The following is a 23071-nucleotide window of genomic DNA, read 5'->3' as shown; positions in this document are numbered from 1 at the left end:
ATTCCTTATTTACTTCTCCGAAACAACTCCTTAAATTTATTGTAATCCATCGTAATGATGAAAGAAACTCCAGTTTCGACCACTTCTCCTTGAAGCGCCACTTGGTATTTATTTACGCGATATCCTCTTATTTTGTAACGACCGTCTTTTGTGATTTGGTAATCGATGGTGACATCGCCTGCAATGTTGGTGGCTTTTTCATTGGTTTGTTGGTTGCCTTCCAATTCGAAACTACTGCCCACCGTAACTTTTACTCGGTCTTTGAATAGTTTTTTGGATACGGCTACATTCAAATCTGTTTTTTCTTCTTTTTTGCCTGTAGAGTAATCTTCGGTGGATTGCAAATCAAAATTCAATTCAACACCTTTTATTAAATTGCCTGCAAAATTGTTCAACTGATTGGATAAAATTTTACTTACACTTCCTCTTGCCATCGATTCGGCCGAGAAACCTGATTCGCTCGACAATGGATTTTCACCCATAAAATTGCCCAAAACCAATAATGCAAATACTTGTTTGTTCATTTCGTTCGGGTCTTGTCTCAGTTGGTCTAATTTTGATTTTGTAGTACTTATCACCTTTGACGAAACGGAACTGTTTTCTGGGACTACGATATCAAATGCAATTTCGGGCTTCATAATTTCTCCTGTCATTTTCAGCTCGGTTTCAAACGGAATTTTCTCTTTATAGGTGTTTTTTTCTGCCTCTGAAACACTACCAATTTGGTTTAGTACCAAGTCGATAGGCGCCGTGGTCACTTTGTATATTGCGGTAATATTGATATCGGCTTCCATAGGTTCGCCTTTCCATAAAATGTAGCTTCCTTTTTTGATGTCGAATTTTCTTTTCAAGGAACTGAACGTCATTTCATACTCACCTTCTTCTAGCTCATATTTTCCGGTGAGATTAGTTTTTCCGGAGGCGTCAATGCCACCGTTTAAGTTGGCAGTACCTTTTGCTTTTACAAAATCACCAGTTGTTTTATCAATAATCATGGTTAGTTCGGCTTCTTTATCTACCGTAATATCTACTGATGCATTGATGCCCATAATGTCGCTTTGACTGGCTTTTTTGTCTCCATTTAAAGTCGCCACCAAAACAGGATGGTCTTGGTCGATAAACTCAACAATGCCTTCTCTGTCTGCTATCGAAGGGTCGGATTGCGGGACAACAATGGTAAACTTAGTAGCTTTATTGACTTTTATTTTTCCAGTGATGTTTGGATTTTTCATGGTTCCTTTAATGACTATGTGATTGTCTAGGAATAATTCGCCATAGAACAATTCGTTGTCTTTGGCCTTTGAATTAATGGCTTTGAAATTTTCGGCATCAATGGTCATATCAAACCCTAGGTTGTTAAGAGTAGCCATATCGAGATTACCATCAATACTCAAATCGTTGCCTTTTTCATCTTTTATCGTAAACTTTTTAAAGATGATTTTTTGATCTTCAAAAGTGATGGCATCGTTTATGGAATTAAAATTGGCATTGAGCTGCTTTACATTGAAGCCAACGTTGTTAAACTGCACTTGCCCAGTCAGATTGGGAGTTGCTGTGGTTCCAGAGATATCGAAACTACCGGATAAAAATCCAGTGCTTTTTGTTAATTGTCCCATTGAAAAGCCTTGTATACTTTTCATATTGAGTTTTGCTATGGCCAATTTCAAATCGAAACTATCATTTTGGCTACTGTATGTCCCGTTTAGTTGAACATCATTTTCTTGTCCGGTAAGTGCTACGTGCGCATCGTATTGGTTTTGTTTTTCGTTTTTAATTTGAATCACAAAATCGCCCACGGCTTCTTTTTTGAAAGTAAAGGCGTTGATTTTTATGTCCGAGGTGAAAAGTGGTTGTGTTGCTATGTTTTTGACCACAGCCGTTCCGTTGATTTTTCCGCTCATTTGCCAGTCATCTTTTTCGACCATACTACTTAGCGTTTGGATGTCGAAATTTTCAAATGCCAAAGCGATAGGGGCATTGGCGTTTGGCGTTTGCGATTGCACACTTATACTGCTCCCTTCGTGTTCTAATTTGAAATCCGAGATAATCAATCCTTTGGGCGTAGAAACGATTTGATTGTTTTCTGGAATTTGCCAATTTTCGTAATTCAGCAAGGCATTTTTATCCAAATGTAGCAAAGTATTACCTTGACTGCTTGTTACATTTCCTGAAAGGAAATAACGCTCTTTGTCTTTATTATCTTTAAGCTGCAAGGCATAATCGATTTGATTGTTGGCTACTTTTCCAGACAGTAAAGTAAAAGGCAATTGCATTTGTGGATTTTGTATGTCGTCAATGGTAATGCTATAGTTCAGCGCATTGTCATTAGTAGTAATGTTGAGATTAGCATCGGTTAGGGTTTGGTCGCCGTAGACCAATTTTGGTATCTTTCCTGTGACTGCAATCGAGTCGTTTACCGAATTGTAACGTCCCGAAAACTGAAGAGGAGCCAATTCCTTTACGTCGGGTAATAACTGTGCAAACAAAGGACTTTCTTTGGTATTGAGTGTAAAGCTGAATTGTTGCGGAGCCGTTGTTTTTCTTTTGGCTTTTGGTGTCGTATTGTAATAATGCGCTATTGAGTTTTGTAAAGCCGTTGCTAATTGGCTAATTTTAAATTGTCCTTCCATAGTCGCATCCATTAGGCTAGAATGCAAAACCAATTCGGTTTTTTCTTTATTCGATACCGCTTTAAATTGAACAGAATCTACTGGGAAAGCTCCTTTTTCATTGGTGATTACGAGTTGGTGTGCGACTACCGTTCCGTTGAGTCTGTCCAAATCGGCGGAAAGCATATTGGCGTCCACTTCGCCTTTTAGTTTTAAAGGGCCTGCGTGAAGGTTTAGTTTTTCTAAATCGGCGATGTCCAAATGAAGTTTTACGTTTCCTTTTGGAGTATTACCGCTCATACCTCCAGTACCAGTTAGATTAAAGGTCAAATTGGGGTCGTTCGCATCCATTGTGGCTTCACAAACCCCTTGTTTCATTGCACCATTCCAACTCAAATTTTGATAGGTGTATTTGTTGTACATCAGTTTAGATACGGTTCCTGTACTAGCAATTGTTGCTGTTTTGGGGTCCAATCCTGTTCCTTTTATTCGGATGCGGCTACTTATTTTTCCTAAATCTTTGTTCTGAATCAAACGACCGATATCAAAATTCGTCAATTCGGCTTGGGCGTCGTAACGTTCTTTGTTTTTTTGGCGTTGGTCGAAGGTGGCTTTTACTTTGGCTTTGCCAAAACTACTATTCAGTACCACATCGGTAAAAAAGGAGTGAATCGTTCCTTTGAAACTTCCTTTTCCGCTCAATTGATTGGGTAAGCTAAGGTTGGAAGGCAAACTTCCTTTTGGGGCGAATTGCTTTATATCTTGTGCCGATGATTCAAAATTTTGAATGGCGATATCGAATCGGGCTTGGTCTACATTGGGTAAGCCGACGATAGAACCACTCGCTTGTAATTTGGTTTTACCAATGCCGCTCACTTCAAGGTTGGGAATTTCGATGCGATTGAGTTTGCCCGAAACGGTACTGTTAATCAGCAAAATTCCTTTTGGATTACTTGCAAACGGATTGGTGTTGGCGAGTTGTGGCGCTAACAAAAGCACATCTTTGAAACCCAACTGACTCTTTTTGAGATTCGCTTTTACGGATATCTCACCCGGATTTTTGCTTAGAGCCGCTATAGAAGGATAACCCAAAAGCACTTGGTTGCGCAAAAGGGTTTGAGGTGTTTTGAGGTACAACTTTTTCAAATAGCTGTTTTTGGGACCAAAGAAAAAGTCGGTGGAAAGGGAGTCTATAACCAAACCACTTTGTTCTTTTCCGGCAAAAGAGGCTACGTTGACCGCAATCGATTCGGGTTTGTAATGAAAATTATTCGCTTTGAGATGGGCTTTTTTGAGTTGGATATGGTTGTAATCAATTCCTTTGGCCAAATGGTTAAAGTTGTTGTTGTCAAACTGAAAAAACAGTTGAGCGACATCGGTTTGATTGATTTTTACTTCCCATTGGTTCGGTTTTTCGGCAGGGTTGGCGAGCTTGGGAGCTGCAATCTTATTCACTTTACCCAAAGCTACAGCACCTCTTAGGTTTTCGAAATTCAGGGTGTTGATGACCACGAGTTCGTTGGCCAAATCAATCAAATCTATTTTGGTGTACCAGCGTTTGAAGGAAACGTGGGCTTTGGTTTTTTGAACCGATTCTAAGTAATCGACTTGTACTTTGCGAATATCAATCTCGCCAAGGTTGATTTTCCAAACTGGCGTTGGGGCGCTAACTATTTTGTTGGATACTACCGTTTTGGGAGTTGCTTTTAGGGCTTGGGTTACGTCTGCCGTGAGTCCAGTGGCTTTGATTTTTGGCAGATCGATTTCTTGTTTTTCTATGTCGAAGGTTTGGAATTCGGTGTCGAAATGTTTGAGTTTTAGCGTGGCCTTGATGGGCTCTTTAGCATCATTGTATACGAAGCGTATTTGTTTCAGATTGATTTTACGCAGCACAATAGCCATAGGTTTTGAAGGCTCTTCTTCTGGTTTTTCTGGAGAAGCAAACGCTTGGGTGATGTAATCAAAATTGAAAGTACCTTGACGGTTGCGGTCTATTTTGGCCGTGATGCCTTCTAGTGTAATGCTGTTTAACGTTAGTTGGTTGCCCATCAAATCGACTAGACTAAAATCGACAGCAAGGTGTTGTCCTGCCAGTAAAGTGTCTTTCTTTTGGTCGGATAAATACAAGCCGTGCAGTTGTAGGGGTTGAAAAATCCCAAACGAAAGCGAGTCGATGTGTACTTTGGTTTTGATTTTTTCTTGTAGGTAATCGACCGCTTGGTCTTTAGCGAAACGTTGTACAAAAGGCAAATGCAACGCTGTACCCAAAACCAATAGCAAGAGGACAGCCCCCAAGACTATTTTGCGTACCACCGAAATACTTTTTTGGATATTAGGTTTCAAACGTTCGATTTTAGCATAAAAGTAGCTTTTTTAAAACAAAGTAGCAAGTGGTGGGTTGGGGTGGAGGGATTGGGGTTACTTTATTAAGTATAATTTGTTAACAACTAACCTAATCTTGCTTACGATTGTAGGCGGTACAATTGTAGGCGTAAAAGTATTTTTAAAAACATGAATATAAAAGAAAAAATAGGAGACAAAGTCAAGATTCTCAGGCTAGAAAAGGATATTACCATTGAGTATTTAGCCAACATTTCTGATGTGGATAGAAATTATATCTCAGATATAGAAAAAGGGAAACGAAATGTTTCTGTAGAGATTTTAGAAAAAATAGTTGTTGCACTTGAAACGGATTTAGCAACATTCTTCAATGATAAAAAGTTTAAAAGATGAAAATGAAAGAGACAATATCAATTGATGAATTTGATGGTAAAAAATTCAAAATTCGCTTTATAGAAGAGGAGGACAATCGTAAAGCTGTTCTCACTCATTATTTGCATAATTATCATAATGGAGTAAAAAAACATTATGAGAAAGAAGCAAAGAAATACTTGAATCAAATCGTTGAATATAAAAATGAACAAACTGATTTAGGTCTACTAAATGAAGTTGCTTTGCAACAATTACTTTTTGAAGTTGAAAATGTACCTTTTCCAAATCCTAAAAACTATAAATTCAAATTTATCGATTTATTTGCAGGTATTGGAGGTTTTAGATTGGCATTACAAAATGTAGGAGGTAAATGTGTTTTTACATCAGAATGGAATGATGGTGCTAAAACTACATATAAAGCTAATTTTGGTGAAGTACCCTTTGGCGATATCACAAAAGAATATACTAAAAATTACATACCTAATGATTTTGATGTTTTGTGTGCAGGGTTTCCTTGTCAGGCTTTTTCCATTGCTGGTTATCGAAAAGGATTCCACGATACTAGAGGAACATTGTTTTTTGATATAGAAAAGATTATTGAAACGAAAAGACCTAAAGTAGTTTTTCTAGAAAATGTGAAAAATTTGGTCTCTCATGATAAAGGAAATACATTCAAAATTATTCTTGAAATTTTAGAACAAAAATTAGGATATAAAGCATATACTAAAGTATTAAATTCAGCTACTCATGCAAATGTTCCCCAAAATAGGGAAAGAATTTTTATTGTTGCTTTTGATGAGTCACAAGTTGAGAATCATAGTGATTTTAAATTTCCTGAGCCAATTCCTTTGACTAAGACAATCCATGATATTTTAGAAAAAGGGAAACAAGCTGATAATCTTTATTATAAAAAGAATCATCAATATTATCCTGAGTTAGAAAAAACAATGACTTCTAAGGAAACAATATATCAATGGAGAAGAGTTTATGTTAGAGAAAACAAAAGTAATGTATGCCCAACTTTAACAGCAAATATGGGTGCTGGTGGACACAATGTTCCTTTGGTTTTAGATGATTATGGAATAAGAAAATTAACACCAAAAGAATGTTTCGCTTTTCAAGGTTATCCAATGGACAAGTATTTATTACCAAATATAGCTAATAGTAAATTATATATGCAAGCTGGTAATTCTGTAACAACAACTTTAATTGAAAGAATTTCCATAGAAATAATTAAAGTAATAAATCATTAAATATGTTCTTAGAAAATCAACCAAAAGACAACATTAACGAATATTATAATTTACTGAAAATAGTTGGTGGTATTTCAAATCTTTTTTCTGATAGTGATGTACCGTATTTATATTACAGAGCAGCTGAAAATATTTTTTGCAAAGCTTTTGATGCTAACAATTTATCTAGAGGAGATAGTTCAGCAGATGCTTCAAAAAATTCTACCGGTATTGGTCTTAAAACATTTCTAAATTATAACGGTAAATCATTACAGAAAGTTGCTGAATTCAACAAAGATAGGTCTGATTATCATGAACTTGTAAAAAAACCAGAGGAATTTATTAACTATATTTCATATTTAAGAAATAAAAGAATCGAATCAACAAAAGTTATTCATTCTCTCGACAATTTAGTTTATCACTGTGTAACAAGAGAAGCAAATAGATTTTTGATATTTGAAGAGCAAATGGATTTAATTAATTTGGAAGCTATCCGTGATATAAAACTTAAGGCAAATTCGATTTATTTTAATGATAAAATAAATGAATATAATTTTAATCTAAGCAAAAGTACTTTATATAAAAGATTCAATACTACAAATGTCACTGAATTAAAAGTTGATATTTTAAATGATCCTTATGAAATTTTAAAAAATGTATTTGATAAATACAAACTAGATTTTGTTAAAAATGAAAAGGAGAAAGAATTTGTTATACTTCCTTTATTTTCTACAAAATATGATGATGTAGCAGAAGGTAGCGGATTAAATCAATGGAATGCAAATGGACGAACTAGACACCAAGATGAAGTATATATTCCAGTGCCAGCAATTATTCATCAAAAGTTTCCATTTTTTTTTCCACTTAATGAAAAAGGCATTTATTTTAATCTACATCTACCAAATGGAAAAGTATTAGTCGCAAGTATGTGTCAAAAATACAAGACTAATATCGGAGGAAAGATTGTAAATAAAGGAAAGGGTTTAATGAGTAATCCAAATAAAGTGTTAGGTGAATGGATTTTAAGGGATATTCTTAAAGTTCCTGAAGGGGAATTAGTAACATATAATATACTAGAAGAGGCAGGTATTGATTCCGTAGAAGTAAGGAAAATTGATAATGAAAATTATGAAATTGATTTTAAAAAATTAAACTCATATTATGACTTTATTGATCAATTAGAAAATTAAAATATTAAGTAATGAATTTTTACTCAATTAGAACAAATGATCAAAACACAATTGGTCAAATATTAAAAAGAACTGAAAAAATTGTTTTTGATAGATTGTCTTGGCATAAAGATGAGATTTCCATAGGCGATATAGTTTTCATTGTTATTAGTGGCGATAGCTCAAAAAAAATTCATACTTATGATAATGGACTCAGGGCAATTGGTAAAGTTGCAAACCTGCCTAAAGATGAGGAAGGAGAAAAACACTTTAATTTGGAAGTTGAAATATTTGAATTTCTTCCTAAAACACTTATGAAAGAAGATTTCTATATTTATCCATCTTTAAAAGACGCACCTAATATTGGTCCTGAAACTAAACAAGCACCAAATCAAGCTTTTCGCAAGATTGATCCAATTATTGGTAAATCAATAATTAGAGCATTGTTTGATATTTTACCCAACAATTTTAACATGTCTAATTATGATTCAATTGTTGATAATGATTATAATATTGCCAAGTTGAAATTAAATTCTAAGAATGAGGATGATGTTAAAAAAGATTTTTTTAATTTCCTTAAATCAAATGGAAGAATTGAAACAACTGCAAAACAGTATATCTCAAAATTAACAGAAGTTGGTAATTGGTTTATTGAAAACAAAATTACAGAACCAGGTTTTAATATTTGGTTGGATATTAATCAAATTGAGCTTATTGATAAAAAATTGAATAACGATTTAAAATCACTTTGGACATCAACAAACAAACCTATTAAAAATTGGTTTAGTTCTCCATGGAACGCTTGGAATGCATATAATTCAGGTAGCAAAATAGATTTATTTATTGAGGAAAAAGAAATATTTAGTGTAGATTCTTTTTTTAATAAAGTATTAGAATCAAATTTAAATATTTCGAAAATACTTGTTCTTCGTTTCATAGCATCCCTAACTTCTAAACCATTCGTTATTCTTAGTGGCTTATCAGGTTCAGGAAAAACCAAAATAGCACAAAGCTTTGTGCAATGGATTTGTGAAAGCGATAATCAATATAAAATTGTTCCAGTAGGAGCTGATTGGACCAATCGGGAACCTTTAGTAGGTTATCCAAATGGTTTAGTGGCAGAAGAATACATCACACCTGATAGTGGAGTGTTAAACTTACTTATTAAGGCTAATAATGATCTAAGTAAACCTTACTTTTTGATTTTGGATGAAATGAACTTAAGTCATGTAGAGCGTTATTTTGCAGACTTTTTGAGTATTATGGAATCTAACGATACCATAAAATTATATTCGGGTAATAGAAGACAAAGTTTAGATGGTTTACAAGTTCCATTTGAAATTGGCTGGCCTAAAAATGTATTTATTATTGGCACTGTTAATATTGATGAAACAACATATATGTTCAGTCCAAAAGTACTTGATAGAGCAAACGTAATAGAATTCAGAATAACAGAAGATGAAATCAATGGTTTTTTAGCAAGTCCAGGTATTCCAGATTTAAAAAAACTAAAAGGACAAGGAATTGCAATGGCAGAAAGTTTTTTGTCAATCGCCGAAAAAGGAGAAATAGAGAAAAATGAATCATTAACAAAAGAGTTAGTTTATTTTTTTAACGAGCTTAAGAAAGTAGGTGCCGAGTTCGGTTACCGTTCTGCTACGGAGATAATGCAACTTGCAGCAAAATTAAAAATGCTAGAGCCATCAGTTACAGATGCCGATTGTTTAGATATAGCGATTATGCAAAAATTGTTGCCAAAATTACATGGTTCTAGAAGCAAATTGGTGAAAATATTAATTTCCTTAGCGGGATTATGTATTGAGGGTATAAAAAAAGAAGATTTCGAAAAGCAATTTGATGATTTATGTAAAAATAACTTTGATGGTATAGCAAAAAAATATCCTATTTCCTTCGAAAAACTAATCAGAATGTACAAAAATGTGTTGGCTAATGGTTTTACTAGTTATGCTGAAGCATAGAGAAATATGGAGGGAATCAAACAACATATTAAGGTACCGTTAATAGGCTTTAGCGAGACGGACTATTTAGAGATCTATCCCGAAAACTCGGCAAAACTTTTTGAAATTTCAGAAGATGAAGCCAATGAAAATGGTGAAAGTGTCTTTCAAATTTTGGAAGGAAATAGTTATGAGTATGCTTTTACCAATAAAAAATACCGCTTAAATTGTAGTATTGATGGGGTAGTTTCGTCATCAAAGCGAGAGCCATCTCAGGGAAGAATTGTACCCAATATTTATGTAGGAACACTTACATTATTTGTTTCTGATAGTACGCAAGTGGGCAAAGAATTTGTAATTACTATTGAAGTTTTAGCCACAAAGTTCGATACAGAACTCGATAAAAGTTACCGTGAAAACTACCGTTTTATGTTAAAAGACATAACCGATAAGTGTACTGAACTTTTAATGCAAATCAATTCTCCAGTAGAACAAAATTTTGAACCAGACTTTTCAAGAGACAACGAAACCATTTACCAACGGTTTAGTTTTATTAGTGCCATCATTCAAAACAAAGAATTTGAAGAAGCAGTACTAAAAATTATAGCTTCTCCGAAAACCAATTGGGATACGGAGGAAGAAGTGGTAGATATTCGGAGGATAAAAAGATTCAATAATGCGGCTTCTAAACAAATTTCATCGGGTTATAATCGAATGCCTTTACAAACATCACATTCATTATACAAAGCGGGTATTCAATCGATACCTAATAAGATAAATAGTTTTAGAAAGGTTGAACATGCAGACACATCGGAAAATCGATTTATAAAACATGCTTTAGATGTTTTTATAAGATTAGCAGAAGATTGCCAACAGTACTTCAAAGATAAAGGATACGCCAGACCTTCAATTGAAGCGTTCAATTTAGTTTCGAAATTGGATGGTTATTTGAATCAATCTTTTTTTAAGGATATTTCTAGACCAACCTCTTTAAAGTTAAACAGTCCTGTTTTACAGAGAAAAAGTGGTTATCGTGAAGTTTTAAGTACTTGGTTACAATTTGACTTAGCCGCTAAATTAGTTTGGAAAGGTGGCGATGATGTTTATAAAGCGGGTAAAAGAGATATTGCTACTTTGTACGAGTATTGGTTGTTTTTTACCTTGTATGATTTATTCAAAGCTAAATTTAAAATAAAAGATATAGAGCACGAAGGACAATCTTCTAGTCATTTACTCGAACCAACCAAAGATGGTTTGAATGTAATGGTGAAACAAGGAAAACATACGGCTTTGTATGGAGATTTCATTACACAAAACAGAGAGTTGACAGTTAAGTTTTCATACAATCGTTCTTTTAAAGGAGGAACAAAATATACTGATGGGCTCGCGGGTAGTTATACCACAACACTACGTCCAGATTATACATTATCAGTTTGGCCAGCATTTTTAAGTGAGAAAGATGCAGAAAGAGATGAATTAATTGTACATATTCATTTTGATGCAAAATATAAAGTAAACCAATTCCAAATTGAAACTTCTGTTGATAATGATTTAATAGAACAAGAAGAAAACAATGAGCGAAAAGGAATATACAAAAATGCCGATTTACTTAAAATGCACGCTTATAAAGATGCCATAAGAAGATCAGGCGGTGCTTATGTTTTATATCCAGGTACAGAGAAAAAAGAAATTAGAGGATTTCATGAGATTATACCAGGTTTAGGAGCTTTTTCTATTAATCCCACGGGTAATAATGATGACATATCAGAATTGTCCAAATTTATTGATTTAGTGATTGACCACTTATTAGACAGAGCATCTCAAAGAGAGAATGTTACTCATAAAGCGCATCAAATTTATCAAATTGATAAGCATGACAAAAATATTCTTCATGAACCAATTCCTGAATATTTGAATGGGAAGAAGCTAATTCCAGATGACACTTTTGTGTTAGTTGGATATTCAAGAACTCCACAAAGATTCAAATGGTATGAAGAAAAGGGAAAATATATTTTCCGTATGGATGAAGAAAAAGGTTCTTTAGAGTTAAATAATGAAGTAGTAAATGCTAAGTATTTGTTGTTAAGGAGAAATGGTGAAGAGTTTGCTTCCGATTTATATGAGATTAAAAGTAAAGGTCTAAAAGTATTTTCTAATTTACATTTAGCTTCTTTAAATTATCCAGCATCTAGTAATCCAAAAGAGTATTATTTATCAATCGAAATTGAAAAGGTAACAGCACCAGAGTTTGAAAACGTAAGTTGGAATTTTAAAGAGTTAGATAAGTATATCGAGATTCAGAAAACAGAAAAAAATATTTATTCAAAAGTAGGTTTACCTTTTACAGTAACACTTACTGAGTTAATGAATAAAAAAAACAAAAGCTAAAGTCATAAAAACAACAACGCTTCTCCATTCCCAGAGAAGCGTTATTTATTTGAAGTTGTTCGAAACCTTATTCGTTCTGGCTAGCCCCGGGAGTAGTGGCATCCTTTGTGGCCTCGTTTTTTTGAACGAGGCTACAAAGATAGAACGTATCACGGGAGGGGACGTACTTGCGGTCCTTAGGCGGGCTGCTCCCAAAAAGGATAATCGGTATAGCCACGGCTGCTGCCTCCTCCAAAAAGCGTGTGGGTGTCGCTGATGGGATTGAGTGGGGCGTCTAGGAGTAGGCGTTGGGGATAATCGGGATTGGTTAAGAAGTTGCGACCAAAACCAATTAAGTCCACAAGTTGTGCAGCTAGTAATTGCTCTCCTTCTTCGGGAGTTTTGTTGCCGGTGGCGATGATGGTGTTGTTGAAATCGTTTCGGAGTTGGATTCTGAAGTCCATTGGAATTTGCGGTGCATCGTCCCAATCAGCTTCTGACAAATGGATATAGGCAATGTCAAGCTTGTTGAGTTGGGCGGCGGCTAGGGCAATGGTTTCGAGGATTTCGGGGTCGTTCATGTCCTTGAAACTGATGAAAGGTGACAAGCGAACGCCTGTTTTTTCTTTCCCAATGGCTTGGGCAACGGCTGTGGTGGTTTCTATCAAGAATCGGATGCGGTTTTCTTGGCTTCCGCCGTATGCATCGGTGCGTTGGTTGCTGTTGCTTCTAAGAAACTGGTCGATGAGGTAGCCATTGGCGGCGTGAATTTCTACGCCATCAAAACCGGCTGCTATGGCATTTTTGGCGCCTTGTACGAATTCGGCAATTGCTTGGTCGATATCGGCTTGCGACATGGCTTTGGGTTCGTCTACGGGTACAAAAGTAGCATCGCCATTGGGTGCGCCATCAAAAATGTATACGTTGGTTTTTTGAGCGGTTATCGCCGAGGGGGCGAGGGGTTGCAATCCGTTGACTTGCGCACTACTCACACGACCTACGTGCCACAATTGGAGGAAAATGGTGCTTCCGGCTTGGTGCACGGCTTGGGTGGTTAGTTTCCAACCTTCGATTTGTTCGGGCGAGTAAATGCCGGGAGTTTTGGCGTAGCCCATACCTTGCAACGAAACCTGTGTTGCTTCGGTGATGATAATGCCAGCCGAGGCGCGTTGGGCATAGTATTCGGCCATCAATGCATTGGGAATGTCTCCAGGTTGTGATGCTCTAGAACGGGTCATGGGTGCCATTAGGAAACGATTGTTGAGTACGATGTTACCAAGGGAATATTTGGAGAATAGATGAGGTAATTTCATGTGTTTATATTTAATTGTTCAGCGGTAACTTTGCAGTTTTTCGCATTTGACCATTACTAGCAACTGGCGTTATTTATTGGAGTAAGAGGGTTTGTTTACCAATTGATACACAACCGTAAACAACAACAACCACAATACCGCCATCAAAGCATAGCCCCAATTGCCGAGCGACCAACCAAAGACAAACAACCAGGTTTCGTGTTGGTATATGGGATTAAATGCTTCCCAATAATTTGTAGGACCGCCACTCGATAGCAGCAAGACCACCAAGGATACAAGGTAAATGACTAAAACGGTGAGGCAAGCACTTAAGAGGATTTTTTTGAACGTCATGAGGGGTGTGGTTTATGGTTTGCTGTTTAATCGGTTAATTGTTTATGGTTTGTTGTTTATGGTTAATTGTTTATGGTTGTTTGGTACTTGTTTAATCGGTTAATTGTTTATGGTTAATTGTTTAATTGTTTATGGTTTGTTGTTTATGGTTTGTTGTTTATGGTTTGTTGTTTGTGGGGAATTGTTAAAAGTTTAAGGTTTAATCTGTGTTCTATTTTTTATTTTCTTTCTTCTAACCTCTAACTTCTAATTTCTGCCTTCAATCTATTTCCACGTTACGACTTCTTCGATGGGTCTTCTGGTTTTTGGGCGAGGGTCGATTACTCGGTAGCCAAAAGCGACCATATAAGCTAAACCATATTGCGTGGTGTCGATGCCAAAATGTTCGGCTAAGATGCCTTCGGATATTTTTTGGTTGAAGCCTTCGATAGGACAGGAGTCAATGCCAATCATAGCGGCAGCTGTCATCATATTTCCCAAGGCAATATAGTTTTGTTTGGTGGCCCAGTCGAATAAGTGACGTTCGTTGTTGAGGTCAAAATCTGATTTTTGGAAGTCCTCAAAGAATTTGCTTTTTCCTTTGATGGTCTCTTCTGGGAGTTGTTGTACGTTTTTCATGAAATTTGCAATGTACTCGCTATCCCATTTGGTCAAAGGCGCTTTCATGGTTAGTCCCAATACAAAATGACTTGCTGTTTCTAATTTTTTAGGAGCGCCCCAAGCATTTTGTTTGAGTAACTCTCTCAAATTTTTGTCTTGTACCACCACAAAATGCCAAGGTTCAAATCCAAATGAACTAGGCGATAAACGGGCCGTTTCTAAAATAAAATCAAAATCTTCTTTCGGGATGATTTTGTTGGTATCGAATTCTTTGCAAGCATGACGGAATTGAAAAGCGGACAATATTTCTTGTTTATTCATAGTATTCTGATTTTGAGAATTATAAAGATAAAATATTTTTTTGCAATTATTTTTTGGGAGTCAAATAGTTTTCGGTTTTAGTAATCCAATCCATACGAATGGGGGTGAAAATATCTAAATCTAGTGTATTTTCTAAGGCCCAAAATTCGTGAGGTACATTAGGTGGAATGATTAAAACATCACCTTTTTTTACGATGTATTCTTTATTGTTTATTCTAACTTTTACCTTTCCTTCAAGTATATGAGTGATTTGTTCATTGGGATGCTGGTGTTGCTGAATATGAGCTCCTTTTTCTAGTTTTAAATACGCTATCATCCCGCCACTTCCATAAGCATATTTGCGTTCTACCTTGTCCATCATTTTTTCATACTTTAAAGTGTCCATCGAAAAATGATTGACTTCGTTGCCTTTTTGTGCCTTTGCTCCCCAACCTATTAGAAAGAGAGTGATTCCGATTATTGTTGTTTTATTCATGATTGCTTTATTAGTTGTTGTACTTTGCTTCGGCATTGTCAATTGGTGTATTAGGGTCATTTTGCACCATTTTGGCTATGGCATCTTTGCGCATAAAGACTACACCTGGTTTTGATTTGGCATAAACGATGAATTCATCCATTGCTTTTACAATGGCTGGACTTCCGCCAATTCTGTCGTGCAAACTCACAGACATCATGCGTCTTTTGGTAGCGCCTTCGGCATAGAGTTGGTCGAATTCGAGTTTCAATTGTGCTAAAAATTGATCTGGACTCCATTTTTTACCTTCAATATTCACGATGTCGTTGTTGCGAAGGGTATACGGCATCACGACAAAGTTTTTACCATTGACTTTGGTAATAAAGGGCTCGTCTCTACTTAAATCATCAATGTGGTATAAAAAGCCTAATTCTTGTAACACTTTGAGTGTATTAGGACTTCTACGCAACCAATTGGCATTGTAACCCACCGCTTTTTGTCCTGTGATGGCAGCTACAGTATCAACTCCTTTTTTGACAAAATCCAATTCATCGGCGTAGCTTTTATTCCATTGATTGTCCCAGGCGATGCCATGTGCCGCAATTTCGTGACCTTGATTGGCAATGGCAATGGCTACTTCAGGGTATCGTATTGCGGCGGCACCTACCACATGCGATGTTACTTTGATATCGTGTTTTTTCCATAAATCGAGCATTCTATATATACCTTCATTCGCTCCATAGCGGTACCAACTATCGGCTGCCAAATCTGGATTTCCTTTGGGAAGCGGATTGCCTGAAAATGGACTCTCGGCGCCTTCGGGTTGACCACCTGTTTCAAATTGCATCGATACCGAAATCACTAATTGTGCACCATTAGGCCAATAGGATTTGGTTGCCTTCTCTGCTGTTCTTTTTTGACAATTCGAAAAAATGAATAAGCTAAATAAAGAACAAAGTAGTGAGATTGTTTTTGTTTTCATGATAGAACATTTAGTTTAGACAAAATTAATCTGCGTTGAACCGTTTTGTTTTGTAAAAAACAAGGGTATATTTGTAAAAATCAATGGTATTATGAGACGCTTTACCAATTTTCATACCCTCAATGTTTTTTCTCTTCATTTGGATGTTTGGGAATACGAATGGCATACGCATAATTTTTACGAAATTATTTTCATTGAGCAAGGAACGGGTATGCATTTGCTCAATGGGTTACGTTTTGCGTACACCGCTGGCGATATCTTTTTGCTAACCCCTGAAGATGCTCACGCTTTTGAAATTCAATCAACTACTATTTTCTCTTTTATAAAATTTACAGAACAGGTGTTTTTTGATTTGATTGAGAATCCAAATTCCAAAGAAGCAGTGAGCAGTATCAAGAATGCTATTTTGAATACTAATAATCTTGCAGGTTCTTTAGTTACAAGTTCTACCGATAAAGCACATTTATTTCATTTGCTCAAAGTGATTCAGCACGAGTTTCGCAATGATGAACCCTACCAATACACCATTGTTTTGACTATTTTCAAAGCGATAATGTTGTATTTGGCGCGCCACCGTAACGACTCAGAGACTATGCCTACTCGTGGAAATGATCGTCTCCAAGCCCTATTATCTTATATCCGACTACATGCGCTCGATGCTGAAAAGATGAAAATTAACGACCTGGCTGCTACTTTTCATTTATCCGAGTATTACATTAGTGCTTACATCAAAAAGCATACGGGACTTTCGTTGCAACAGTATGTGATTCAAATTAAACTCAAACAAGCCGAGCAACTGTTACAGCAAAATAATTTTACTGTGGGCGAAATTGCCAGCCGTTTGGGATTTAATGATGCGAGTCATTTTAATAAATTATTCAAAAAATACAAAGGTGTGGCACCTACTGTCTTTCGAAAGTCGGATAAACAATAGCTTTTTTTAGTCTTTCTTTTTCGAACTGTTTTCTAATTGCCTTGATTTCTATATATTTAACAAAAAAAGCTCCTATGAAAAAACAGCTCCTTATCCTCGTGTTTTTTGCCTTTAGCATTTGCTTTACACTAGTTGCTTGCAATTCTAAGAAAGAAGCCGAATTTGCTGCACCAAAAAGCGCAACTGGCACTTTGTTGTATGCAAAATTGTCTATTGATTCGGTAGTCATTGCTGCATTTTATCAAAAATTCCCCAAACTTCAAACGTATCAAGAGGCCATCAAATCCTTGTATGCTAGGCAACAATTTACTTCGATTTGGTATGACAAAAAAGGGTTAGTAGAGTTTGGCAACACCTTATACTCTAAGTACGAAAATAGAGAACAAGAAGGTGTCAAAACCAAATTCCCTTACGAAAAGGAATTGAATACTATTTTTGACGGTCATTCCGAAACCAATTTGTCCAATGAGACCAATGATTTATTGCTTAGTCACTTGTATTTGTTTTATGCAAACAAAGTGTATAATGGCATCGACCAAAAAATAACAGAGAATATAGGTTGGCTTTTACCCCGAAAAGAAATTGGTTATACCCAATTATTGGATTCCATTTTGTTGCATCCTAAGAAGGCTTTAAAAGAGGAAAAACTCATGTTCAGTCAATACGGAAAACTGCGTAATTTTTTGCAAAAATACCGTGACATCGAGAAAAAAGGCGGCTGGGGTACGATTACCGTTGCCCCCGATTTCAAGTCCTTCAAGCCCGGCGATAGCGCACAAGCCATCCAGCAAATTCGAAGCCGTTTGTTCCTTTCGCAAGATCTTGCATCCGATTCTAAAAGCGCGATTTACGACGAAGAACTTCAAAAAGGTGTGGCCAATTATTTGGTCAGAAACGGATTCAAAGAAGATGTGGTTTTGTTGCCCAAACACATTCAGGCGATGAACGTACCTATTGAAGAACGTATCGAGCAAATTATGGTCAATATGGAGCGTTGTCGCTGGATTTCACCCGACTTAGAAAAGGCCAACGAATTCATCGTAGTCAATATTCCGTCATACTATATGTTCCTGAGTCGCGGAGGCAAAAAAATCTTCGATTCGCCAGTTGTAGTAGGTAAAGCTATGAATAAAACCGTAATTTTTAGCGGTAAAATGAGTTATATCGTCTTTAGTCCGTATTGGAATGTTCCTACCAGCATCATCAACAAAGAGGTAAAACCCGGAATGGCCAAAAATCCCAATTATTTAGCCAGCCACAATATGGAATGGAATGGTGGTCGCGTGCGTCAAAAGCCTGGAAACAGCAATTCTTTGGGATTGGTTAAGTTTATTTTTCCCAATTCCAACAATATTTATTTGCACGATACCCCATCCAAAGGCTTGTTTGCCAACGAAGAGCGCGCTTACAGTCACGGTTGCATCCGCGTGGGAAAACCTCGTGAATTGGCCATCAAAATCCTCGAAAACGACAAAGCGTGGACACCCGAAAAAATAGATGCCGCTATGCACAAAGGCAAAGAAAATAGCTATGTTTTGAAGAACAAAATCCCAGTTTACATTGGCTATTTCACCGCTGTAGTCAAAGACGATGGGCAAATCTACTTCTACAAAGACGTCTACGAAAGAGACCAGCGATTGGCTAATTTACTATTCAAAGAAGAGTAGTTTTTGGAGCGGGAGCAATGGGGCTTTTTTGGCAACATCGTCCCGTCATCCATTATATCTTTGCCTTTTTAAAGGAAAAAGGCAAAGGATGCCATTGCTGCCGGGGCTATAAGGTTATAGGGTTGCTTTTTTGGAAATAGTTATTAAAAAAGAGATTAAAAAAAATTACAACAGTTTTCCCGCCAAGAAAAATGCCGAAACCGAGAAGTAAATAATCAATCCCGTAACATCCACCAAGGTAGCCACAAACGGAGCCGAAGCTGCTGCCGGGTCAAGTTTCATTTTGCGTAACAAAAACGGAATCAAAGAGCCCGAAAGCGTTCCCCATAAAACGATAAATAGGAGCGAAGTAGATACACTTAGCGCAACCCACAACCAATACGGACCGTAATCATAAATTCCTGCTTCTTGCCAAATCACAATTCGGATAAAGCCTAGGAGTCCAAGAATACCTCCCAATAACAGTCCAGAAACAAACTCTTTTTTCATCACATACCACCAATCACGCAATTGCAATTCTTTTAGCGCCATAGCACGAATTATCAAAGATGCCGCTTGCGACCCCGAATTTCCTCCACTAGAAATAATCAACGGAACGAACAAGGCCAAAACTACGGCTTTGGCGATTTCGTCATCATAATGTCCCATAGCCGAGGCGGTGAGTAGTTCGCCTAAAAACAAAACGACCAACCAACCCGCACGTTTTTTTACCAAATCGGAGAGTGTAGTTTTGGTGTACGAAACATCCAATTCTTCCATACCCCCAAATTTCTGCATGTCCTCGGTATCTCGTTGCTCGATTTGTTCTAATAAATCGTCAAAAGTCACTATGCCCACCAAAATGCCTTTTTCGGTCACAATAGGCAAGGCTTCACGGTCGTATTTGTCAAAAATAGCCAAGCTTTCTTCAATTTTTTCGGTAGTGCGAATGGCAATAAAATTTTTATCCATCAACTCCTCAATCAAAGTCGAGTCTTCTGCCATAAGCAACTGACCAATACGTAAATCGTCAATCAACTTATTTTTGTCATTCACTACATACACAAAATTGAGTGTTTCGGCTTTTTTGCCATAAATCTTAATCGATTCAAGTACTCGTTTTACCGTCCAATCTTTTTTCGCCTGAATATAATGAGGCGTCATCAATCGGGCAATACTATCACTTTCGTAACCCAATAAATTCAGCGCTTGTTCTCTTTCTTTTTGGTCCAACAAATTGATAATTTCCTTGATGATGCTATCTGGGAAATCCGTCAAAAGAAGCGTTCTGTCATCGGGAGCTAATTCGTTAAACAGTTCCTTTGTGGCTTCATCTCCCAAATTCAAAATGAGCTCTTGTTGAATTTCACTGTCAAAATACGGAAACACTTCGGCTTTGGCTTCACCTGCCAAGAGTAAAAAGGAAAGCAAGCGATCTTTGCTGCTTTGTTGTGTCAATTGGTCGGCTATATCGGCTGGATGTTTGGAGGTGATGTGATCCATTTGTATAGAATTTAATCGTTTTTGAAAAGCTCGTGTTACAACAACAAGCAATATAGAGGATTGAAAAGAATGTTGTTATTCTGTCCAAAAAGAGCCTATCGCATAGGTCTTGGCTTGACCGCTAATGATAACGCGATCGCCGCGTAATTCACAGTTAAGTTTACCAACTCTTTCAGAAACTTGAAGCGCATAAAGTTTATTTTTACCCAATCTTTCTGCCCAAAGCGGAATCAAAGAGCAATGTGCTGAACCAGTTACAGGATCCTCAAGTATCGAAGCTTGCGGTGTAAAAAAGCGAGAGACAAAATCACTGTTTTTACCAGGTGCGGTTACAATTACCCCTCCAGTTTCCATATTGATTTGGTCGAATAAATTGCGATCAATTTGAATGTTTCTAACACTTTCTTCATTCTCATATATTAAAACATAGTCTCTAGATTTTAGAACTTCTTTTGGAGTGACGCTCAATGCAGCTTGTAGGGTGTCAGGAAGAGTGGAAGGAACAGGCATTCTAGAGGGGAAATTCAAGAAGTAGTATTCGCCTTCTACTAAAACAGTGAGATCTCCGCTCAAGGTTTCGAAGACAAATGTGTTTCTCGTGTCATTCAAAATTGTTTTTAAGGCATGAACAGTAGCCAAAGTAGCATGACCACACAAATCCATTTCGATTTCGGGAGTAAACCAACGAAGGTGAATTTTTTCGCCTTTGTCCACAAAAAAAGCGGTTTCGGCAACGGCATTTTCTTGGGTGATTTTTAATAAAAGGGCATCGGGTAACCACTCTTTCAAAGGAACGACTACTGCTGGATTTCCTCCAAATAAAGTATCGGTAAAAGCATCAATTTGATAAAAGTCTAATTTCATAGGGATACAATTTGTTGGGTAGTATTTTAAAATTTATCAAAAATAAGGATTTCTGTGGTTTTTATGGTTACTATTCTTACCGATGGATGACTTTCTAATGCTATTTATTTCCATAAAAAAAACCTGACGTTTTGAGGATCAGGTTTCATTTTCTTTGGGCGGGATAGTTTATAATTGGTACGCTTCTTTCAAAAATGTTTTTAAAGAAGTTGGTTCTTGATCAATGAACGTTTTTAGACTGCCATCTACTTTTTCAAAGTCATTGTTTTTTATTCCTGCTGCAAAAAGTACCGACATGGTAATGATGGGTTCTGGAAGTCCAAATCCTTTCAGAGCGTTTTCGAAATCGGCCGTGGAAGGGCTGATGTAGGGTACTTCCTTTCCTGAGAGTTCCGATAAAAAGCTAGCAATTTCTGAAAAAGAATGTGCTTGGCTTCCAGTAAGATGGTACGTTTTATTTTCGTGTCCATTGCTTGCTATAATTTGGGCAATAGCTTTGGCCAAATCGTTTCGGGTTGCGAAAGCTACTTTCCCTTCCCCAGCAGGGAAAAAGACTCCTGTTTCGAGTACGTTGGCTCCAATAAACATTGGTACCACATCGGCATACAAGCTATTGCGTAAAAAAGTATAGGTTAGTCCGCTTTGTTTGATGTGTTCTTCAGTTTCAAAATGATCTCCTAGTAACGGTTTTAAGGGAGAAGTTTCGATATTTTTTATTGCAACTCCAGTGTAATAAATATGTTGTACTCCAGCAGCTTTTGCGGCATCAATCACATTTTTGTGTTGACCAATTCGATCATTAAAATCACTTGATGAGATTAAAAGAACGCTGTCGATTCCCTGCATGGCTTCTACAAGACTTGATGGATCTTGATAGTTCCCGATTTTTACGGTTATTCCTTTTTCAGAAAAGGGAAGACCTTTTTCGATACTTCTTGCGAGTACCGAAAGTTGAGCAATAGGATAAGTTTTCGTTAGTTCTGAAACGATTTGACTGCCAAGTTGGCCAGTGGCTCCTGTAATTAATAATTTATTCATTTGTTACTTCTTTTAATATTAATACTTACTTTTGTATAGCAAATATCTTTTAGTTAGTGTTATGATGCAAGACGGTACTTTTTAGTGCATAACTTACTTTAAAGTTACTTTTGTTGAAATTCAATGGTTTATGGAAGAAAAAAAAATAAAAAAAGAAGATTTTAATTTATTGAATTGTCCTATACGAACGATTTTAGATCGTTTTGGAGATAAATGGTCGGTTTTGGTCTTGTTAATTTTAGGCGAAAAGAAGAAGCTTCGTTTTAATGCCATTAATAAAGAAATTGGAACCGATATTTCGCAAAAAATGCTGACGGTTACCTTGCGAACTCTTGAAGCTGATGGTTTGGTACTCCGTACTGTTTATCCTGAAGTACCGCCAAGAGTAGAGTACGAAATTACACCTTTGGGGGCGTCTTTAGTACCACACATTGATAATCTAGCACAATGGGCAGCAGTAAACATGCAAAAGATTAAAACTTCCCGAGAACGATTTAAAAATAGTTAAAATACTATTGTTTTTCGTTTGCAGCAGGTGCTTCAAAATTGTCGTAGTATGTAAAATCTTTGGTGATTTGCCCGTTTTCGATCGTGAAAATAGTGCAAATGGGCAGGCTAAATTTAGATTGATCTGGCGCAGTACCAGTTGATATGAACTCCACTACGATATGTTTGTCACTCGAAGGATAAATGGCTACGATGGAGTCGTGTACATCTGGAAAAAGCGATGCCAATTCTGTATATTTTTGAGCAATTTGTTGTCTTGTTTGAACTACCGTTCCTGAACCCAAACTCGGATCCTTGAATAGCGCTTTTTCACGATACATTTGTGCCATTTTTTGCCATTGGTGTTGATTGAAATACACATAGTATTGTTGTACTATTTTCTCATTATCGATAGCTGATGAATTGGAATTAAGACAAGAAGAGAATACCAAAATTGCGAAACCAAGTGCTATTAGTTTTTTCATAAGTGGATATTTAGTGTTTTGTTTTTCAATTATTTGTAAAAGTAATGAATAAATTATTCCGACTT

18 protein-coding genes are annotated in these 23071 nt (G+C 36.6%); 8 read left to right on the top strand and 10 right to left on the bottom strand.

Annotated features, from left to right (window positions below):
• Window positions 1-5 precede the first annotated feature (5 nt).
• Entirely contained in the window at window positions 6-4952 is a 4947-nt protein-coding gene (locus ACZ1AQ_RS03525; protein WP_489631565.1) for a translocation/assembly module TamB domain-containing protein, read from the bottom strand.
• 168 nt (window positions 4953-5120) lie between these two features.
• Here ACZ1AQ_RS03525 and ACZ1AQ_RS03520 point away from each other — a divergent pair, with 168 nt between their 5' ends.
• Genes ACZ1AQ_RS03520 through ACZ1AQ_RS03500 form a run of 5 tightly spaced genes read left to right on the top strand, consistent with a single transcriptional unit; the run spans window position 5121 to window position 12068 of the window.
• A complete protein-coding gene (locus ACZ1AQ_RS03520; protein ID WP_064714879.1) occupies window positions 5121-5342 on the top strand; it encodes a helix-turn-helix domain-containing protein in 222 nt (73 codons plus the stop codon).
• Complete coding sequence (locus ACZ1AQ_RS03515; protein ID WP_489631564.1) at window positions 5339-6574, top strand: DNA cytosine methyltransferase; 1236 nt, start codon at window positions 5339-5341, stop codon at window positions 6572-6574. The genes ACZ1AQ_RS03520 and ACZ1AQ_RS03515 overlap by 4 nt, the downstream gene beginning before the upstream one ends.
• Window positions 6575-6576: 2 nt before the next feature.
• Entirely contained in the window at window positions 6577-7743 is a 1167-nt protein-coding gene (locus tag ACZ1AQ_RS03510) for a phospholipase D-like domain-containing protein (RefSeq protein ID WP_489631563.1), read from the top strand.
• Between the two features lie 11 nt (window positions 7744-7754).
• Window positions 7755-9701, top strand: a complete 1947-nt coding sequence (locus tag ACZ1AQ_RS03505; protein WP_489631562.1) for an McrB family protein — start codon at window positions 7755-7757, stop codon at window positions 9699-9701.
• Window positions 9702-9707: 6 nt separating this feature from the next.
• Window positions 9708-12068: a DUF2357 domain-containing protein gene (locus ACZ1AQ_RS03500; RefSeq protein WP_489631561.1), complete on the top strand. Its 2361-nt coding sequence runs from the start codon at window positions 9708-9710 to the stop codon at window positions 12066-12068.
• Window positions 12069-12244: 176 nt separating this feature from the next.
• On the opposite strand, the gene ACZ1AQ_RS03495 is transcribed toward ACZ1AQ_RS03500, so the two are convergent.
• From ACZ1AQ_RS03495 to ACZ1AQ_RS03475, 5 genes are all read right to left on the bottom strand, one after another.
• Window positions 12245-13360 (bottom strand): alkene reductase, encoded by a 1116-nt coding sequence (locus tag ACZ1AQ_RS03495; RefSeq protein ID WP_489631560.1) that lies wholly within the window; start codon window positions 13358-13360, stop codon window positions 12245-12247.
• A gap of 69 nt (window positions 13361-13429) precedes the next feature.
• On the bottom strand, window positions 13430-13693 hold the full coding sequence (locus ACZ1AQ_RS03490; protein WP_489631559.1) for a hypothetical protein: 264 nt from the start codon (window positions 13691-13693) through the stop codon (window positions 13430-13432).
• 264 nt (window positions 13694-13957) lie between these two features.
• Complete coding sequence (locus tag ACZ1AQ_RS03485) at window positions 13958-14614, bottom strand: NAD(P)H-dependent oxidoreductase (protein ID WP_489631558.1); 657 nt, start codon at window positions 14612-14614, stop codon at window positions 13958-13960.
• Window positions 14615-14660: 46 nt separating this feature from the next.
• Window positions 14661-15089, bottom strand: a complete 429-nt coding sequence (locus tag ACZ1AQ_RS03480) for a cupin domain-containing protein (protein WP_489631557.1) — start codon at window positions 15087-15089, stop codon at window positions 14661-14663.
• 10 nt (window positions 15090-15099) lie between these two features.
• Window positions 15100-16050 carry a polysaccharide deacetylase family protein gene (locus ACZ1AQ_RS03475; RefSeq protein WP_489631556.1) on the bottom strand — a complete coding sequence of 317 codons (951 nt, stop codon included), beginning with the start codon at window positions 16048-16050 and terminating at the stop codon, window positions 15100-15102.
• A 91-nt stretch (window positions 16051-16141) separates the two neighbouring features.
• Between ACZ1AQ_RS03475 and ACZ1AQ_RS03470 the strand changes: the two genes are divergently transcribed.
• Window positions 16142-16984, top strand: coding sequence for an AraC family transcriptional regulator (locus tag ACZ1AQ_RS03470; protein WP_489631555.1), 843 nt, complete (start codon window positions 16142-16144; stop codon window positions 16982-16984).
• A gap of 74 nt (window positions 16985-17058) precedes the next feature.
• Window positions 17059-18651 carry a L,D-transpeptidase family protein gene (locus tag ACZ1AQ_RS03465; RefSeq protein ID WP_489631554.1) on the top strand — a complete coding sequence of 531 codons (1593 nt, stop codon included), beginning with the start codon at window positions 17059-17061 and terminating at the stop codon, window positions 18649-18651.
• A 165-nt stretch (window positions 18652-18816) separates the two neighbouring features.
• Here ACZ1AQ_RS03465 and mgtE read toward each other — a convergent pair whose 3' ends face one another.
• From mgtE to ACZ1AQ_RS03450, 3 genes are all read right to left on the bottom strand, one after another.
• Window positions 18817-20133 (bottom strand): magnesium transporter, encoded by a 1317-nt coding sequence (gene mgtE / locus ACZ1AQ_RS03460; protein ID WP_489631553.1) that lies wholly within the window; start codon window positions 20131-20133, stop codon window positions 18817-18819.
• Window positions 20134-20208: 75 nt separating this feature from the next.
• On the bottom strand, window positions 20209-20997 hold the full coding sequence (locus ACZ1AQ_RS03455) for a PhzF family phenazine biosynthesis protein (RefSeq protein ID WP_489631552.1): 789 nt from the start codon (window positions 20995-20997) through the stop codon (window positions 20209-20211).
• Between the two features lie 168 nt (window positions 20998-21165).
• Window positions 21166-22035, bottom strand: a complete 870-nt coding sequence (locus tag ACZ1AQ_RS03450; protein ID WP_489631551.1) for an SDR family oxidoreductase — start codon at window positions 22033-22035, stop codon at window positions 21166-21168.
• Between the two features lie 130 nt (window positions 22036-22165).
• Here ACZ1AQ_RS03450 and ACZ1AQ_RS03445 point away from each other — a divergent pair, with 130 nt between their 5' ends.
• Window positions 22166-22543, top strand: a complete 378-nt coding sequence (locus ACZ1AQ_RS03445; protein ID WP_489631550.1) for a winged helix-turn-helix transcriptional regulator — start codon at window positions 22166-22168, stop codon at window positions 22541-22543.
• Between the two features lie 4 nt (window positions 22544-22547).
• Here the strand turns inward: ACZ1AQ_RS03445 and ACZ1AQ_RS03440 are convergent, their stop codons facing one another.
• Entirely contained in the window at window positions 22548-23006 is a 459-nt protein-coding gene (locus ACZ1AQ_RS03440; protein WP_489631549.1) for a nuclear transport factor 2 family protein, read from the bottom strand.
• Window positions 23007-23071: the final 65 nt, after the last annotated feature.

This window comes from Flavobacterium sp. UM26 (assembly GCF_057922445.1).
Note: the sequence above shows the minus strand (reverse complement) of the source record. Positions and strands in the feature narration are given on the sequence as shown.